This window comes from Pseudomonas sp. GD03903 (assembly GCF_029840045.1).
Taxonomy (GTDB): Bacteria; Pseudomonadota; Gammaproteobacteria; order Pseudomonadales; family Pseudomonadaceae; genus Pseudomonas; species Pseudomonas pseudonitroreducens.
Genome location: NZ_JAOCBT010000001.1, coordinates 371,118 through 387,681 on the forward strand (window position 1 = coordinate 371,118; position 16,564 = coordinate 387,681).

The following is a 16,564-nucleotide window of genomic DNA, read 5'->3' on the forward strand; positions in this document are numbered from 1 at the left end:
CCGGCCAGGACTTGCGGCCTGCCGCCTGTAGCCTGTAGCCCGAATCTCATTGCCCCGCAGGGCCTGGCTGGGCGAAAATACCGGCCTTTTTTCATTCCCTTCGATCTTTCGAAGCAGCCCCCGCAGGAGATTCAGCGATGCCCAGCCGTCGTGAGCGAGCCAACGCCATCCGCGCATTGAGCATGGATGCCGTGCAGAAAGCCAACAGCGGCCACCCCGGCGCCCCCATGGGCATGGCGGATATCGCCGAAGTCCTCTGGCGTGACTACCTCAAGCACAACCCGAGCAACCCGCAGTGGGCTGACCGTGACCGCTTCGTGCTGTCCAACGGCCACGGCTCGATGCTGATCTACTCGCTGCTGCACCTCACCGGCTACGACGTCACCGTCGACGACCTGAAGAACTTCCGCCAGATGCACTCGCGCACCCCGGGCCACCCGGAGTACGGCTACACCGCCGGCGTCGAGACCACCACCGGCCCCCTGGGCCAGGGCATCGCCAACGCCGTGGGCATGGCGCTGGCCGAGAAGGTACTGGCCGCACAGTTCAACCGCGACGGTCACAGCATCGTCGATCACTACACCTACGCCTTCCTGGGCGATGGCTGCATGATGGAGGGCATCTCCCATGAAGTCGCCTCGCTGGCCGGCACCCTGCGCCTGAACAAGCTGGTTGCCTTCTACGACGACAACGGCATCTCCATCGACGGCGAAGTCCACGGCTGGTTCACCGACGACACTCCCAAGCGCTTCGAAGCGTACGGCTGGCAGGTGATCCGCAACGTCGACGGGCATGACGCCGACGAAATCAAGACCGCCATCGAGACCGCCCGCAAGAGCGATGCGCCGACCCTGATCTGCTGCAAGACCATCATCGGCTTCGGCTCGCCGAACAAGCAGGGCAAGGAAGAAAGCCACGGCGCCGCCCTGGGCGTCGACGAAGTGGCCGCCACCCGCGCCGCGCTGGGCTGGAACCACGCGCCGTTCGAAATCCCCGCAGACATCTACGCCGAGTGGAGCGCCAAGGACACCGGCGCCACCCGCGAAGCCGAGTGGAACAAGCGCTTTGCCGCCTACCAGGCCGCGCATCCGGAACTGGCTGCCGAGTTCGAGCGCCGGGTTGCCGGTGAGCTGCCGGCCGACTTCGCCGAGAAGGCCGCTGCCTACGTCGCCGACGTCGCCCTGAAAGGCGAGACCATCGCCAGCCGCAAGGCCAGCCAGAACGCCCTGAACGCCTTCGGCCCGCTGCTGCCGGAACTGCTGGGCGGCTCCGCGGACCTCGCCGGTTCCAACCTGACCCTGTGGAAAGGCTGCAAAGGCGTGAGCGCCGATGACGCCAATGGCAACTACCTGTTCTACGGCGTGCGCGAGTTCGGCATGAGCGCCATCATGAACGGCGTGGCCCTGCACGGCGGCTTCATCCCCTACGGCGCGACCTTCCTGATTTTCATGGAATACGCCCGCAACGCCGTGCGCATGTCCGCTCTGATGAAGCAGCGCGTGCTGTACGTGTTCACCCACGACTCCATCGGCCTGGGCGAAGACGGTCCGACCCACCAGCCGATCGAGCAGCTGGCCAGCCTGCGCCTGACCCCGAACCTGGACACCTGGCGCCCGGCCGATGCCGTGGAGTCCGCGGTGGCCTGGAAGTACGCCATCGAGCGTGCTGATGGCCCGTCCGCGCTGATCTTCAGCCGCCAGAACCTGCCGCACCAGCCGCGTGACGCCGCCCAGTTGGCCGACGTAGCCCGCGGCGCCTACGTGCTGAAGGACTGCGACGGCGAGCCGGAGCTGATCCTGATCGCCACCGGCTCCGAAGTCGGCCTGGCCGTCCAGGCGTTCGACAAACTCAGCGCCGAAGGCCGCAAGGTGCGCGTGGTTTCCATGCCGTCCACCAGCGTCTTCGATCAGCAGGACGCCGGCTACAAGCAGGCCGTGCTGCCGGTACAGGTTGCTGCGCGCATCGCCATCGAAGCCGCTCACGCCGACTACTGGTACAAGTACGTGGGCCTGGAAGGCCGCGTCATCGGCATGACCACCTTCGGTGAGTCGGCCCCGGCCCCGGCGCTGTTCGAGCACTTCGGCTTCACCGTCGAGAACGTGCTGGAAGTCGCCGCCGAGCTGCTCGAAGCCTGATCGAGGCTTCATTGTAGGAGCGAGCTTGCTCGCGAACCGCTTCGCTCGACTCACGGGCAGGTTCGCTCCTATGAAGATCACCAAGGGATAACAATGTCCAAGCGCCCTTACCGAGTTGCCCTCAACGGCTACGGCCGCATCGGCCGCTGCGTGTTCCGTGCCCTGCACGAGCGCGGCGCCAAGGCCGGTTTCTCCATCGTCGCCCTGAACGACCTGGCGGACCTGGCCAGCCTCGAATACCTGACCCGCTTCGACTCCACCCACGGCCGCTTCCCCGGCGAGGTGAGCGTGGCCGACGGTTGCCTGCATGTGGGCGGCGATTGCGTGAAGGTGTTCCGCGAGGCCGAGCCTGAGGCCATCGACTGGCGCGCCCTGGACGTCGATCTGGTGCTGGAATGCTCCGGCGTCTACAACACCCGTGCAGACGGCGAGCGCTTCCTCGGCGCCGGCGCGCCGCGGGTACTGTTTTCCCAGCCGATGGCCAGCGAGGCGGACATCGACGCCACCGTGGTCTTCGGCATCAACCAGCAGGGCCTCTCCGGCGCCGAAACACTGGTTTCCAACGCCTCCTGCACCACCAACTGCAGCGTGCCGCTGCTCAAGTTGCTGAACGAGGCGGTGGGCATCGAGTACGTCTCGATCACCACCATCCATTCGGCGATGAACGACCAGCCGGTGATCGACGCCTACCACCACGAAGACCTGCGCCGCACGCGCTCGGCCTTCCAGTCGGTGATCCCGGTGTCCACTGGTCTGGCGCGCGGCATCGAGCGCCTGCTGCCGGAACTCGCCGGGCGAATCCAGGCCAAAGCCATTCGGGTGCCGACGGTGAACGTCTCGGCCCTGGACATCACCCTGCAGGTCTCCCGCGATACGTCCGCCGAGGAGATCAACCGCGTGCTGCGCCAGGCCGCCAGCGAAGGCCCGCTGAAAGGCCTGCTGGCATACACCGAGCTGCCTCACGCCAGCTGCGATTTCAATCATGACCCGCACTCGGCCATCGTCGATGGCAGCCAGACCCGCGTTTCCGGCCCCCGCCTGGTGAACGTGCTGGCCTGGTTCGACAACGAGTGGGGGTTCGCCAACCGCATGCTCGACACTGCAGGGCACTTCCTGCAGGTCGCCGCTACTGAACGTTAATCAAACAGCCCCTACAGGACTGACTGTCATGACCGTGTTGAAGATGACCGACCTCGACCTCCAAGGTAAGCGCGTACTGATCCGCGAAGACCTCAACGTTCCGGTGAAGGACGGTGTGGTCAAGAGCGACGCGCGCATCCTGGCCTCGCTGCCGACCATCAAGCTGGCTCTGGAGAAGGGCGCGGCGGTGATGGTCTGCTCGCACCTGGGTCGCCCGACCGAAGGCGAGTTCTCCGAGGAGAACAGCCTGCAGCCGGTCGCCGACTACCTGTCCAAGGCCCTGGGCCGCGCCGTGCCGCTGGTCAAGGACTACCTGGGCGGCGTCGACGTGAAGCCGGGTGAAGTCGTGCTGTTCGAGAACGTGCGCTTCAACAAGGGCGAGAAGAAGAACGCCGACGAACTGGCCCAGCAATACGCTGCCCTGTGCGACGTGTTCGTCATGGACGCCTTCGGCACCGCCCACCGCGCCGAGGGTTCCACCCACGGCGTAGCCAAGTTCGCCAAGGTCGCCGCTGCTGGCCCGCTGCTGGCCGCCGAGCTGGAAGCCCTGGGCAAGGCCCTGGGCAACCCGGCGCGCCCAATGGCCGCCATCGTCGCCGGCTCCAAGGTGTCCACCAAGCTCGACGTGCTGAATAGCCTGGCGCTGATCTGCGACCAACTGATCGTCGGCGGCGGCATCGCCAACACCTTCCTCGCCGCGGCGGGCCACAAGGTCGGCAAGTCGCTGTACGAAGCCGATCTGGTCGACACCGCCAAGGCCATCGCTGCCAAGGTCAGCGTACCGCTGCCGGTGGACGTGGTGGTTGCCAAGGAGTTCGCCGAGACCGCCGTTGCTACCGTCAAGGACATCGCTGACGTGGCCGACGACGACATGATCCTGGACATCGGCCCGAAGACCGCCGCCCAGTTCGCCGAGCTGCTGAAGACCTCCAGGACCATCCTCTGGAACGGTCCGGTCGGCGTGTTCGAGTTCGACCAGTTCGGCGAAGGCACCAAGACACTGGCCAAGGCCATCGCCGAAGGTTCCGCCTTCAGCATTGCCGGCGGTGGCGACACCCTGGCTGCCATCGACAAATACGGCATCGGCGAGCAGATTTCCTATATTTCCACCGGTGGTGGCGCCTTCCTCGAGTTCGTCGAGGGCAAGGTCCTGCCGGCCGTGGAAGTACTGGAACAGCGCGCCAAGGCCTGAGCCGGCGCGCTGCCGGGGCGACAGTAAAGCAAACCTCCGCGACATCCTCGGGTCACAAGCCTTGTACGGATGCCAAGGAGAACGGTCATGCGAGCTGTCACCCCTCTGTTGTCGTTTTGCCTCGTGCTGGTGGGTTGCGCCGGAGGCGGCGGAACACCCAGTACCTGTGAAGTGATGAGCCCGCCCGCGGTCATGGTGCCTTCGGACCAGAACCGCGAGCGGGTGGAAAGCCAGAGTAGCGGCGATCCGACTCCTGACCAGAAGCCAGTGAATTGTCCCTGAGGCGTCGCTGCGGCGGTCGGGATCACGAACTGACGGTGTCGTCCGCGCCCTGGCGCAGGCGGCACTGGCGTTCCTGCGGCGGGACGGGCAATCTGGCGCATTGGATATCCGGCGGCGCGTCCGCCCGAAGGAGAGTCGCCCGATGCTGCGTTATATCGTCCCGGCCCTGGCCCTATCGCTGGTGGCGGGCTGCTCAAGCCATTCGTCCGGCGGCAAGTCGGCTTCGGGCAGTGGCTGGAACCACTGGGTCTGTGACAGCAAGGCCGAGGTGCAGTGGCGCTACGTCGATCCCAGCAAGTCGGTGGTCGACCTGAAGCTGGGTGAGGACGACGTTGTCCATCACCTGGAAGAGGAACCCGGCGGCTCCGGCGCTTTCTATAGCGACGGGCTGATCGGCTTGAGCATCAAAGGCGACCAGGGCCTGGTCTACTGGGTCGAGAGCAACGACCTGATCGGCCGTGGTTGCAAGGCGCCCTGAGCGCCGATTGTCCGGCGTGTGCCGGAAGACTTGAACACGGCCTGCCCCTGCGGCAGGCTTCCAAACTTGTAGTTAAGGGGCTCGTGTAACCGAGCCTGACTTCTGGGAGAAGCGAAGACCATGGCACTCATCAGCATGCGCCAAATGCTGGACCACGCCGCCGAGTTCGGCTACGGCGTTCCGGCTTTCAACGTCAACAACCTGGAGCAGATGCGCGCCATCATGGAAGCGGCCGACAAGACCGATTCCCCGGTGATCGTGCAGGCTTCCGCCGGTGCCCGCAAATACGCCGGTGCGCCCTTCCTGCGCCACCTGATCCTCGCGGCCATCGAAGAATTCCCGCACATCCCGGTGTGCATGCACCAGGATCACGGCACCAGCCCTGACGTCTGCCAGCGCTCCATCCAGCTAGGCTTCAGCTCGGTGATGATGGACGGCTCGCTGAAGGAAGACGGCAAGACCCCGGCCGACTACGAGTACAACGTCCGCGTGACCCAGCAGACCGTTGCCTTCGCCCACGCCTGCGGCGTATCCGTGGAAGGTGAGCTGGGCTGCCTGGGCTCCCTGGAAACCGGCATGGCCGGCGAAGAAGACGGCGTGGGCGCCGAAGGCGTGCTGGACCACAGCCAACTGCTGACCGACCCGGAAGAAGCCGCTGACTTCGTCAAGAAGACCCAGGTCGACGCCCTGGCCATCGCCATCGGCACCAGCCATGGCGCCTACAAGTTCACCAAGCCGCCGACCGGCGACGTGCTTTCCATCGAGCGCATCAAGGAAATCCACAAGCGCATCCCCAACACCCACCTGGTGATGCACGGCTCCTCCTCGGTGCCGCAAGAGTGGCTGAAGGTGATCAACGAGTTCGGCGGCGACATCAAGGAAACCTACGGTGTGCCGGTCGAGGAAATCGTCGAAGGTATCAAGCACGGTGTGCGCAAGGTCAACATCGACACCGACCTGCGCCTGGCCTCCACCGGTGCCATCCGCCGCATGATGGCCGAGCAGCCGAGCGAGTTCGACCCGCGCAAGTTCTTCGCCAAGACCATCGTCGCCATGCGTGATATCTGCATCGCTCGCTACGAAGCCTTCGGCACCGCCGGCCATGCCTCGAAGATCAAGCCGATCTCCCTGGAAGGCATGTTCCAGCGCTACGCCAAGGGTGAGCTGGTGTCGAAGGTCAACTGATCTCGAGCCCGGTTCCCGCTCTCGCTCTGTTTCTGAACAGCTGGAGAGCTGAAGAGCCCCGCCCTGCGGGGCTCTTTCGTATCCGCCAGAAGGAAATCGCCGATGCTGCGTGCGTTGCTTTCCATCCTGCTGCTGACGCTCGTCGCCGGCTGTTCGTTGCGCCCGGCCGAGCCTGTTGCGCCGCCACCCAAGCTGCCAGTGGAGTTGCCAGTGGACGCGCAGAACTGCCTGACTCACCAGGAGTGCACGCTGAAGACCTCACGCACCCTGCTGTTCGTCTTCGATTACGCTGAGGCGGGCGCAGCCCTGGTGGAAAATGAGAACCGCGTGCTCAGTACTCCCGAGAAAGCGCCGAAGAAAGGCTGGCCGGCCATTCGTATCCAGCTGGCCGATCCCGACGGCGGTCGCTTCGAGTTTTCCAGCGAGTGCCGACAGAAACGCTGCCGGGTCAAGGAATCGCGCCTGCTCAGCTGCTACCGTGACTATCTTGATGGAAAGACCAGTCTTGACGGCAAGGCCTGCCGGTTGCGCTGAGCGCGGGTGCTCAGCTCGGGCGGGCTCTGGAGGCAAAATGACGGATGTACATGGCAGTGCGCGGGAGGGTTACGCCCGCGAGGCGAAGACATACGCCCACGGGCGCCCCGACTACCCGGACGAGTTGCTGGGCTGGCTCGGGGAAGAGCTGGAGGTCGGCGCTGGCAAGGAAGTCGTCGATCTTGGCGCAGGTACCGGCAAGTTCACCTCGCTGCTGGTGCGCACGGGCGCGCAGGTCACTGCTATCGAGCCGGTGGCGGCGATGCGCGAGCAACTGGGCGAGAAGTTGCCAGCGGTGAAGGTGCTCAACGGTACCGCCCAGGCCATGCCGCTCGCGGCGCACAGCGTCGATGCGTTGACCTGCGCTCAGGCTTTCCACTGGTTTGCCGACGAGCGCGCGCTGCGTGAGATTCATCGCGTCCTGCAGCCGGGCGGCCACCTGGGCCTGGTCTGGAATGTGCGCGATGAGCGGGTGGACTGGGTTGCCGAGATGGCGCGCATCGTCGAGCGCTATGAGGGCAGCACGCCGCGCTTCCACACCGGGCTGTGGCGTCAGGCCTTTTCTGGCGCGCGCTTCGAGCCGCTGCGCCTGCGCGAGTTCAGCTACCAGCACGTGGGGCCGCCGGAGCAGGTGATCGTCGCGCGAATCCTCTCGGTGAGCTTCATTGCCATGTTGCCGCAAGAGCAGAAGCAGCGCGTCGCCGAGCAACTGCGTGAGCTGATCGCCAGCCATCCGGACCTCAAGGGACGCGACGAGATCGCGGTGCCCTATCGCACCGAGGCCTACAGCACTCGCGCGCTGTCCTGATTGGCGAATGGGGTAGACTGGCGGCTGTTTCTTCCGCCAGTTGCTCCCCATGTCGCCGCTTCGCTATCTCCAGGCCTATCCGCCGCAACTCCAGGACCAGGTACGCCAGCTCATCGAGCAGGATCGCCTCGGCGAGTACCTGGAGCGCCGCTACCCCGGTCGCCACGACGTGCAGAGCGACAAGGCGCTGTACAGCTACGCCATGGACCTCAAGCAGCAGTACATGCGCACCGCGCCAGCGGTGGACAAGGTGCTCTACGACAACAAGCTGGACGTGGTGCAGCGTGCCCTGGGGCTGAACACGGCGATCTCGCGGGTGCAGGGCGGCAAGCTCAAGGCGAAGAAGGAAATCCGCGTTGCCTCGCTGTTCAAGGAGGCGGCCCCCGAGTTCCTGCAGATGATCGTCGTCCATGAGCTGGCGCACCTGAAGGAGCGCGACCACAACAAATCCTTCTACCAGCTTTGCGAGCATATGCTGCCCGGCTACCACCAGTTGGAGTTCGACCTGCGCGTCTACCTGACCTGGCGCGACCTGCCTCAGTAATAGAGGCGCCCCAGGTAGAACAGTCCCAGGCACCAGGGCAGCAGCAAGGCAAGGCCGAGGTAGCGTAGCGCTTTGCGCGGACCGCCCTCGCCCTGGTTCAGCCAGTGGATACCCGCCAGCGCCACGGCGTAGACCGCCAGGCCCGCCAGCAGCAGCTCGTATTGTTCTGTCGTCGGTGATACCGGGCCGAGGTGGGTATGGGTCAGGTGCCATGCGCAAAGGATGATGGCTGGCACCAGGAGCAGCAAGGCCACCAGGATTCGCCCTGCGAGCCTCAGCAGGAAAGCGATGAACAGCCCGGCCAGGCCGGCGCTGGCAATCAGCACGGCAAACAGTTGGTCCAGATAGACGAGATCAGGGGCGGGTTCGAGCGAACGGGGCTGCGCGAGCAGGCGTAGCAGAGGTGCGCCGAGCAGTAGGGCGATCAGGCAGAACAACCGGCCAAGCAGGGGGCGCGGCATACGAAGCTCCTGATGAAGTTGCTGCGGGAAGCCCCTGACGCGCCGGATGGGGTCGGTCGTCTGGGGTTGTTCGCCGCCGCAAAGCCCAGATTAATCAATGATTTGGCTAAATGCCATGATTTTATCGGGAATGATTCCCGAAAATGAGAAGGCCCCTCCTGGGAGGGGCCTTTGCGTCAGAACAGATCGATCGGCGCTTCTTCGTCGGCTGGCATGCCGCTGCCGGGAGCGCTGCCGGGCGCGAGTTCGTTCATCGAGGGTGGCGTATCTTCGTTCTTGAACAGTTCGAAGTACGCGCCCGGAGTGCCCGGAGGCGCTGCGCGGCCGGTGACCGGGTCGATCCGCAGGCTGACCAGGCCTGGTGGCTCGGGTAGCAGGTGCGACGGCTTGTCTTTCAATGCCGCGCCCATGTAGCGCATCCAGATCGGCAGGGCGACGTTGCCGCCATACTCGGCGCGGCCGAGGCTTTCCGGCTGGTCGAAGCCGACCCATACGGTGGTCATGAAGTCGGCATTGAAGCCGGAGAACCAGGCATCCTTCGACTCGTTGGTAGTGCCAGTCTTGCCCGCCAGGTCATCGCGCTTGAGTGCCAGGGCGCGACGGCCGGTGCCGCGCTTGATCACGTCCTGCAGCATGCTGGTCATGATGTACGCGGTGCGGGCATCGATGACGCGCTCGGCGGCCGCCGGCTCGATGGTGGTCTTGGCCTGGCTCGGGTCATCGTTGCCGAAGGCGTCGGTGGCGGCCGGTTGCGGCGGGGTTTGCACCTGTTCCTCGTTCTGCGGAATGCTCGGCGGGTTGGCCTGGTACAGCACCTGCCCATCGCGGCTCTCGATGCGCTGCACGACGTGAGGTGAAACCTTGAAGCCGCCGTTGGCGAAGACGGTCCAGGCGCTGGCGATTTCCATCGGGGTCAGGGTGGCGGTGCCCAGGGCCATGGAGAGGTTCGGCGGCAGGTCATCCTTGTTCAGGCCGAACTTGCTGATGCAGTCGCGTGCGCGATTGACGCCCAGGGCCTGGAGGATGCGGATCGAAACCATGTTGCGCGACTTGTACAGTGCCTCACGCATGGGGATCGGGCCGAGGAAGGTATTGGTGTCGTTCTTCGGGCGCCAGACCTTGTCCAGGTACTCGTCGTAGAACACCACTGGCGCATCGTTGATCAGCGAAGCGGCGGTGAAGCCGTTGTCCAGCGCGCAGCTGTAGATGAACGGTTTGAAGCTCGAGCCGGGCTGGCGACGCGCCTGGGTGGCGCGGTTGTAGTTGCTCTGCTCGAAGGAGAAACCGCCCACCAGCGCCATGATCGCGCCGTCCTGCGGGTTGAGCGACACCAGCGCGCTCTGCGCGGCCGGTACCTGGGACAGGCGCAGCGAGCCATCGTCCTTGCGCTGCACGCGGATTACGTCACCGGCCTGCACTACATCGCTGGGCTGGCTGGGCATGCGGCCCATGCTGTTGTTGCTCAGATAGGGGCGGGCCCACTTCATGCCGTCCCAGCTCAGGGCTTCTTCCTTGCCGTCGCGGGTCATGACCATGGCGCCGCTCTTCTCGACCTGGGTAACGATGGCCGGCTCCAGACCGCCCAGCGGGCGCTGCTGTGCGATGGCCTGGCGCCAGGCGTCACGAGTCTTGCCGGGGAGGCGGGTTTCCGGGCCGCGGTAGCCGTGGCGCTGGTCGTAATCCTGAAGGCCTTCGCGCAGGGCGGTGTTGGCGTCTTCCTGAAGATCGCTGCGCACCGTGGTGTAGACGCGATAGCCCTCGGTGTAGGCATCGCCACCGAAACGACCGACCAGCTCGGCGCGTGCCATCTCGGCGATGTAGGGGGCTGTCAGCTCTGGCGTCTGGACGTGATAAGAAGCGCCAACCGGCTCCTGAATTGCGGCCTGGTAGCGCTGCTGGTCGATGAAGCCGAGCTTGAGCATGCGCTCGAGAATCCAGTTGCGCCGTTCCAGGCTGCGCGCGGCGTTGGCCAGCGGGTTGTAGCGCGAGGGTGCCTTGGGCAGGCCGGCGATCATCGCCATCTGCGCCAGGCTCAAGTCTTTGATGGATTTGCCGTAATAGACCTGAGCGGCGGCTTCCACGCCGTAGGCGCGGTTGCCCAGGTAGATCTTGTTGACGTAGAGCTCGAGGATTTCGTCCTTGGTGAGCGAGCGCTCGATCTGCAGGGCGAGCAGTATCTCGTTGATTTTGCGGGAGAAGCTTCGCTCGTTGGTGAGGAAGTAGTTCTTTGCCACCTGCATGGTGATGGTGCTGCCGCCGGTCTGTATGTGACCGGTTTTCAATAATTGCGCGGCAGCACGCATCAGGCTTTTGACGTCCACGCCATAATGGTTGGCGAAATTGTCATCTTCAGCCGATAACAGTGCGTGGGTGAAATCCGGGGGGATTTCAGCAAATCGAATCGGCGTTCGGCGCATCTCGCCAAACTCTGCTATCAATTTGTTATCAGCACTGTACACGCGCAGCGGCATCTGCAACCGCACGTTGCGCAAGGCCTCCACGGACGGGAGGTTCGGGCTGAGGTACAGATAGGCGCCGCTGAAACTGAGCAGCACTCCACAAATAATGGTGACGCAAGTCCACCACAGAAACTTCAGCAGGCGCATCGGAAGGTCTTGGATTTCCAGAGAAAAGAAAGAGTTAAGCGGATGGCGCGGTAAAAAGGGAAAAGCTGATCACATTATAAGCAGTTTTTTTGCTGGCGAGCCATTTGCGAAGCTGTCAAGTCTGGTATCTAATGTGGAAAAACATAAATCGTCCGTAAGTCTCGGATGCTGATAGGAAATCAGTCGTGCTAGGGCTCTTCAATAAGAAAGCGAACACGCTGCTGGGGATAGACATCAGTTCGACTTCGGTCAAACTTCTCGAATTGAGCCGCTCTGGAGGCCGCTACAAGGTAGAGGCCTACGCTGTCGAGCCGCTCCCGCCCAATGCAGTGGTAGAAAAGAACATCGCTGAGCTGGAGGGTGTCGGCCAGGCGTTGTCACGCGTGGTCGCCAAGGCGCGCACCGCCGTGAAAACGTCTGCGGTCGCGGTTGCCGGCTCGGCGGTTATCACTAAAACCATCGAGATGGACGGTGGGCTCTCTGATGATGAGCTGGAAAACCAGCTCACGATCGAGGCCGACCAGTACATCCCCTATCCCCTCGAAGAGGTCGCGATCGACTTCGAGGTGCAGGGCACGTCCGCGCGCAATGCGGATCGCGTCGATGTTCTTCTCGCCGCTTGTCGGAAGGAGAACGTCGAAGTGCGCGAGGCTGCGCTGGCGCTCGCAGGTCTGACGGCCAAGGTCGTCGACGTCGAGGCCTACGCGCTGGAGCGAGCGTTCAGTCTGCTGGGAGACCAGTTGGGCGGCAATGCCGACGAGCTCACAGTTGCGGTGGTCGACATCGGCGCCACCATGACCACGCTGAGCGTCCTGCACCACGGTCGCACCATCTATACGCGCGAGCAGCTTTTCGGCGGGCGCCAGCTTACCGAGGAAATCCAGCGTCGTTATGGACTGTCGGTCGAGGAAGCCGGTCTTGCCAAGAAGCAGGGCGGTCTTCCGGATGACTACGACAGCGAGGTGCTGCAGCCGTTCAAGGATGCCGTGGTTCAGCAGGTATCCCGTTCGCTGCAGTTCTTCTTCGCCGCCGGCCAGTTCAACGATGTGGACTACATCCTGCTGGCGGGAGGCACTGCGTCCATCCCTGACCTGGATCGCCTGATCCAGCAGAAGATCGGTACTCCGACCCTGGTGGCCAACCCGTTCGCCGACATGGTGCTGAGCGGCAAGGTCAACGCCGGTGCGCTGGCCAGTGATGCGCCCGCGCTGATGATTGCCTGCGGTCTGGCGATGAGGAGTTTCGACTGATGGCACGCATCAACCTATTGCCGTGGCGGGAGCAGCTGCGTGAGGAGCGCAAGCAGCGCTTCCTGGTGATCCTGGGCGCTGTGTTGCTGGCTTCCGGAGCCGTGATCTTCCTGGGCGACCAGTACTTCAATTCGGCCATCGAGAACCAGAATGCGCGCAACGATTTCCTGCGCAAGGAAATCGCCGTGCTGGACGCGCGGATCAAGGAGATCAGCGAGCTGAAGACTCGCCGCCAGCAACTGCTGGAGCGGATGAAGATCATTCAGGACCTGCAGGGCAACCGTCCGATCATTGGCCGGGTGTTCGATCAGTTGGTTCGCACTTTGCCGGACGGCGTGTACTACACCGGCCTGAAGATGAACGGGAAGTCCATCGCCATTGCCGGCGCGGCTGAGTCCAACAATCGCGTGTCCAATCTCATGCGTAACCTGGACTCCTCGGAGTGGCTGACATCGCCGAACCTGACCGAGGTGAAGGCAGTTACCCAGGGCGCCCTGGATCAGGCGAACGTGTTCCAGCTGACGGTGCAGCAGACCCAGCCCGGCAGCGAGGATCAGGATAAGAAGAGCGCTGCGCAAGGAGCCAAGAAATGAGTCTGGCCAGTTCTCTGGAGAGCTTGCGCAAGATCGATATCAACGATCTTGACTTCAACAACGTCGGCTCCTGGCCAGCGGCGGTCAAGTTCATCGCCTGCGTACTGGTGGTGGCCGTGGTGCTGGCGCTTGGGTACAACTTCCATCTCAAGGAGCTGCAGGAGCAACTCGACCAAAATCGCGAGGAAGAGCAGACGCTCAAGCAGCAGTTCTCGGCCAAGGCATTCCAGGCTGCGAACCTGGATGCCTACAAGGTGCAGATGAAGGAGATGGAAGAGTCCTTCGGTGCCCTGCTGCGGCAGCTGCCGAGCGATACCGAGGTGCCAGGGCTGCTGGAGGACATCACGCGTACGGGCCTGGGCAGTGGGCTGGAGTTCGAAGAGATCAAGCTGCTGCCGGAAGTCGCGCAGCAGTTCTATATCGAGCTGCCGATCCAGATCAGCGTCGTGGGCGGGTACCACGACCTGGCAACCTTCGTCAGCGGTGTGGCCAGCCTGCCGCGGATCGTCACGCTGCATGATTTCGAGATCAAGCCGGAAAGCCCGGATAGCACCTCGAAGCTGCGCATGAGCATCCTGGCAAAAACCTATCGGTACAACGACAAGGGCGTGAAAGTAGCTGCCCCGACTGCAGGAGCCAATAAATGAGGGGGCGCCTGATTATCTGCAGTTTCCTGCTCCTGACTTTGAACGGTTGTGGCTCGGGAGACGATTTTGCCGACTTGCAAGCCTACCTGGATGAAGTCCGGGCGCGTCCCAAGGGCGCTATCGAACCATTGCCGAAGTTCCAGGCCTACGAGGCGTTCACCTACAGCGCCTCGTCCCTGCGTAGCCCGTTCCAGCCGCCGGTGAAGATCGACCTGGCGGTGAAGCAAAAGGGCAACAAGGTCGTCAAGCCTGACGAAACCCGGGTCAAGCAGTTCCTCGAGGGGTTCAACATCGAAACCTTCGAAATGGTCGGTACCCTGGCCAAGGACAGTCAGGTATTTGCCCTCGTCAAAGGTGCAGGAGGGGTGCATCGAGTGCGAGTGGGTGACTACCTTGGGCGCAACGACGGCAAGATCGTTGCGATCAGCGAAGCCAAGATCGACGTGATTGAAATCGTTCCTGATGGTGAGGGCGGCTGGCTGGAGCGTCCGCGCAGCCTGACTCTCAAGGAACGCTCCTAAGGGCGGGGATGAACATGGATAACAAACAGCAGTCTGCACGACGGATTCAGACGATGAATAGAAAGCTTTCCCGCCTGGGCATTTCCGTGCTCGCGGCCGTATTTGCGCCGGCCCTGCTGGCCGCGAACCTGCAGAGCGTCGATGTCGCAGCCCTGCCGGGCGACCGCGTGGAGCTGAAACTCGGCTTCGACGAGCCGGTGGCTGCGCCGCGTGGTTACACCATTGAGCAGCCGGCGCGCATCGCGCTGGACCTGCCAGGCGTGCAGAACAAACTGGGCAGCAAGAACCGCGAGCTGGGGGTGGGCAATGCCCGCAGCCTGACCGTGGTCGAGGCCAAGGACCGTACCCGCCTGATCGTCAACCTGAGCACCCTGGTGCCATACACCACGCGTGCCGAAGGTTCGAACCTGTACGTCGTGGTCGGCGGGGCCGGCGCAACTTCCAGCTCCTACGCTTCTGCTGCACCGTCTTCCGCGCCGGTTGCCAAACCGGCCCAGCCCAAGCCTTACATTCCGGCCGGCAAGGCGATCCGCAATATCGACTTCCAGCGCGGTGAGCAGGGCGAAGGCAACGTCGTGATCGATCTGTCCGATCCGACTGTCAGCCCCGACATTCAGGAACAGGGCGGCAAGATTCGCCTGGACTTCCCGCGTACCCAACTGCCCGACAACCTGCGTGTTCGTCTGGACGTGAAGGACTTCGCCACGCCGGTGCAGTTCGTCAACGCCTCCGCTGCCGGTGACAAGGCGAGCATCTCTATCGAACCCACCGGCCTGTACGATTATCTCGTTTACCAGACCGACAACCGCATGACCGTCAGCATCAAGCCGCTGACCCAGGATGATGCGGAGAAGCGCAAGAAGGACACCTTCGCCTACACCGGCGAGAAGCTGTCGCTGAACTTCCAGGACATCGATGTCCGTTCAGTCCTCCAGCTGATTGCTGACTTCACCGACCTTAACCTGGTCGCTTCCGACACCGTTCAGGGCAGCATCACCCTGCGCCTGCAGAACGTGCCGTGGGACCAGGCGCTGGACCTGGTGCTGAAGACCAAGGGGCTGGACAAGCGCAAGGTCGGTAACGTTCTGCTGGTCGCTCCGGCGGACGAAATTGCCGCTCGCGAACGCCAGGAGCTCGAAGCGCAGAAGCAGATTTCCGAACTGGCCCCGCTGCGCCGTGAGCTGATCCAGGTGAACTACGCCAAGGCGTCGGACATCGCCAAGCTGTTCCAGTCGGTGACTGGTGCCGGTGGAGCGCCGGGTGGCGCGGATAATCGTGGTTCGATTACTGTCGACGATCGCACCAACGCCATCATCGCCTACCAGACCCAGGATCGACTGGACGAGCTGCGTCGTATCGTGGCCCAGCTTGATATTCCGGTTCGCCAGGTGATGATCGAGGCTCGTATCGTCGAAGCATCGGTCGACTACAGCAAGAGCCTCGGGGTTCGCTGGGGTGGCGCATTCACCTTCGGCAACTGGGCCAGCTGGGGCAAGGACGGCAACATTGGTGTAGGTGGTAGCAACGGCACCAGCTGCGGTCCGTTTGTTGGCGGGTGTACGCTGCCGACCACCAGCAACTCGCCGACTCCCTCTGTCGACCTGGGCGCGACCAACGCGACTTCCGGCATCGGTATCGGCTTCGTGTCGAACAACGCGATTCTCGACCTGCAACTGTCCGCCATGGAAAAAGGCGGCAACGGCGAGGTGGTTTCCCAGCCGAAGGTCGTCACTTCCGACAAGGAAACCGCGAAGATCCTCAAGGGCTCGGAGATTCCGTATCAGGAAGCCAGCTCGAGTGGTGCGACTTCGGTGTCCTTCAAGGAGGCGGCGCTGTCCCTGGAAGTGACTCCGTAGATCACTCCGGACAACCGCATCATCATGGAAGTGAAGGTCAACAAGGACGAACCGGACTACGCCAACGCGCTGAACGGCGTGCCGCCGATCAAGAAGAACGAAGTCAACGCCAAGGTACTGGTCAACGATGGCGAAACCATCGTGATCGGTGGTGTGTTCTCCAACACCCAGACCAAGGCAACCGACAAGGTTCCGTTCCTGGGCGACGTTCCGTTCCTGGGCCGACTGTTCCGTCGCGACTCGGTAACCGACAGCAAGAACGAGCTGCTGGTTTTCCTTACTCCGCGGATCATGAATAATCAGGCCATTGCAGTCGGCCGTTGATCAATGTC

14 protein-coding genes and 1 pseudogene are annotated in these 16,564 nt (G+C 63.3%); 13 read left to right on the forward strand and 2 right to left on the reverse strand.

Annotated features, from left to right (window positions below):
* Window positions 1-137: 137 nt before the first annotated feature.
* From tkt to N5C91_RS01715, 8 genes are all read left to right on the forward strand, one after another.
* Complete coding sequence (gene tkt / locus N5C91_RS01680) at window positions 138-2,135, forward strand: transketolase (RefSeq protein WP_279827303.1); 1,998 nt, start codon at window positions 138-140, stop codon at window positions 2,133-2,135.
* Between the two features lie 93 nt (window positions 2,136-2,228).
* Complete coding sequence (gene epd / locus N5C91_RS01685) at window positions 2,229-3,275, forward strand: erythrose-4-phosphate dehydrogenase (protein WP_236199100.1); 1,047 nt, start codon at window positions 2,229-2,231, stop codon at window positions 3,273-3,275.
* Window positions 3,276-3,303: 28 nt separating this feature from the next.
* The gene (locus N5C91_RS01690) at window positions 3,304-4,467 is read left to right on the forward strand and encodes a phosphoglycerate kinase (protein ID WP_279827305.1); all 1,164 of its coding nucleotides are present in this window, start codon (window positions 3,304-3,306) and stop codon (window positions 4,465-4,467) included.
* A gap of 424 nt (window positions 4,468-4,891) precedes the next feature.
* Window positions 4,892-5,227, forward strand: coding sequence for an MliC family protein (locus tag N5C91_RS01695; RefSeq protein WP_236171203.1), 336 nt, complete (start codon window positions 4,892-4,894; stop codon window positions 5,225-5,227).
* Between the two features lie 120 nt (window positions 5,228-5,347).
* A complete protein-coding gene (gene fba / locus N5C91_RS01700; protein ID WP_024764154.1) occupies window positions 5,348-6,412 on the forward strand; it encodes a class II fructose-bisphosphate aldolase in 1,065 nt (354 codons plus the stop codon).
* Between the two features lie 102 nt (window positions 6,413-6,514).
* A complete protein-coding gene (locus N5C91_RS01705; RefSeq protein ID WP_279827311.1) occupies window positions 6,515-6,946 on the forward strand; it encodes a hypothetical protein in 432 nt (143 codons plus the stop codon).
* Window positions 6,947-6,983: 37 nt separating this feature from the next.
* The gene (locus N5C91_RS01710) at window positions 6,984-7,754 is read left to right on the forward strand and encodes a class I SAM-dependent methyltransferase (protein ID WP_279827314.1); all 771 of its coding nucleotides are present in this window, start codon (window positions 6,984-6,986) and stop codon (window positions 7,752-7,754) included.
* 49 nt (window positions 7,755-7,803) lie between these two features.
* Window positions 7,804-8,298, forward strand: coding sequence for a M48 family metallopeptidase (locus tag N5C91_RS01715; protein WP_279827317.1), 495 nt, complete (start codon window positions 7,804-7,806; stop codon window positions 8,296-8,298).
* Here N5C91_RS01715 and N5C91_RS01720 read toward each other — a convergent pair.
* Together N5C91_RS01720 and N5C91_RS01725 are read right to left on the reverse strand one after the other, a co-directional pair.
* Window positions 8,292-8,759 carry a hypothetical protein gene (locus N5C91_RS01720; RefSeq protein WP_279827320.1) on the reverse strand — a complete coding sequence of 156 codons (468 nt, stop codon included), beginning with the start codon at window positions 8,757-8,759 and terminating at the stop codon, window positions 8,292-8,294. The two genes, N5C91_RS01715 and N5C91_RS01720, sit on opposite strands and share 7 nt — an antisense overlap.
* A gap of 176 nt (window positions 8,760-8,935) precedes the next feature.
* Entirely contained in the window at window positions 8,936-11,365 is a 2,430-nt protein-coding gene (locus N5C91_RS01725; protein ID WP_279827321.1) for a penicillin-binding protein 1A, read from the reverse strand.
* 185 nt (window positions 11,366-11,550) lie between these two features.
* Here N5C91_RS01725 and N5C91_RS01730 point away from each other — a divergent pair, with 185 nt between their 5' ends.
* From N5C91_RS01730 to pilQ, 5 genes and pseudogenes are all read left to right on the forward strand, one after another.
* Window positions 11,551-12,615 (forward strand): pilus assembly protein PilM, encoded by a 1,065-nt coding sequence (locus N5C91_RS01730; RefSeq protein ID WP_236171208.1) that lies wholly within the window; start codon window positions 11,551-11,553, stop codon window positions 12,613-12,615.
* Window positions 12,615-13,208 carry a type 4a pilus biogenesis protein PilN gene (gene pilN / locus N5C91_RS01735; RefSeq protein ID WP_236171209.1) on the forward strand — a complete coding sequence of 198 codons (594 nt, stop codon included), beginning with the start codon at window positions 12,615-12,617 and terminating at the stop codon, window positions 13,206-13,208. Before N5C91_RS01730 ends, pilN begins: the two co-directional genes overlap by 1 nt.
* On the forward strand, window positions 13,205-13,855 hold the full coding sequence (pilO, locus tag N5C91_RS01740; RefSeq protein WP_236199093.1) for a type 4a pilus biogenesis protein PilO: 651 nt from the start codon (window positions 13,205-13,207) through the stop codon (window positions 13,853-13,855). The genes pilN and pilO overlap by 4 nt, the downstream gene beginning before the upstream one ends.
* On the forward strand, window positions 13,852-14,376 hold the full coding sequence (pilP, locus tag N5C91_RS01745) for a type 4a pilus biogenesis lipoprotein PilP (RefSeq protein ID WP_279827328.1): 525 nt from the start codon (window positions 13,852-13,854) through the stop codon (window positions 14,374-14,376). Before pilO ends, pilP begins: the two co-directional genes overlap by 4 nt.
* Window positions 14,377-14,429: 53 nt before the next feature.
* Window positions 14,430-16,556, forward strand: a pseudogene (pilQ, locus tag N5C91_RS01750) (type IV pilus secretin PilQ).
* Window positions 16,557-16,564 lie beyond the last annotated feature (8 nt).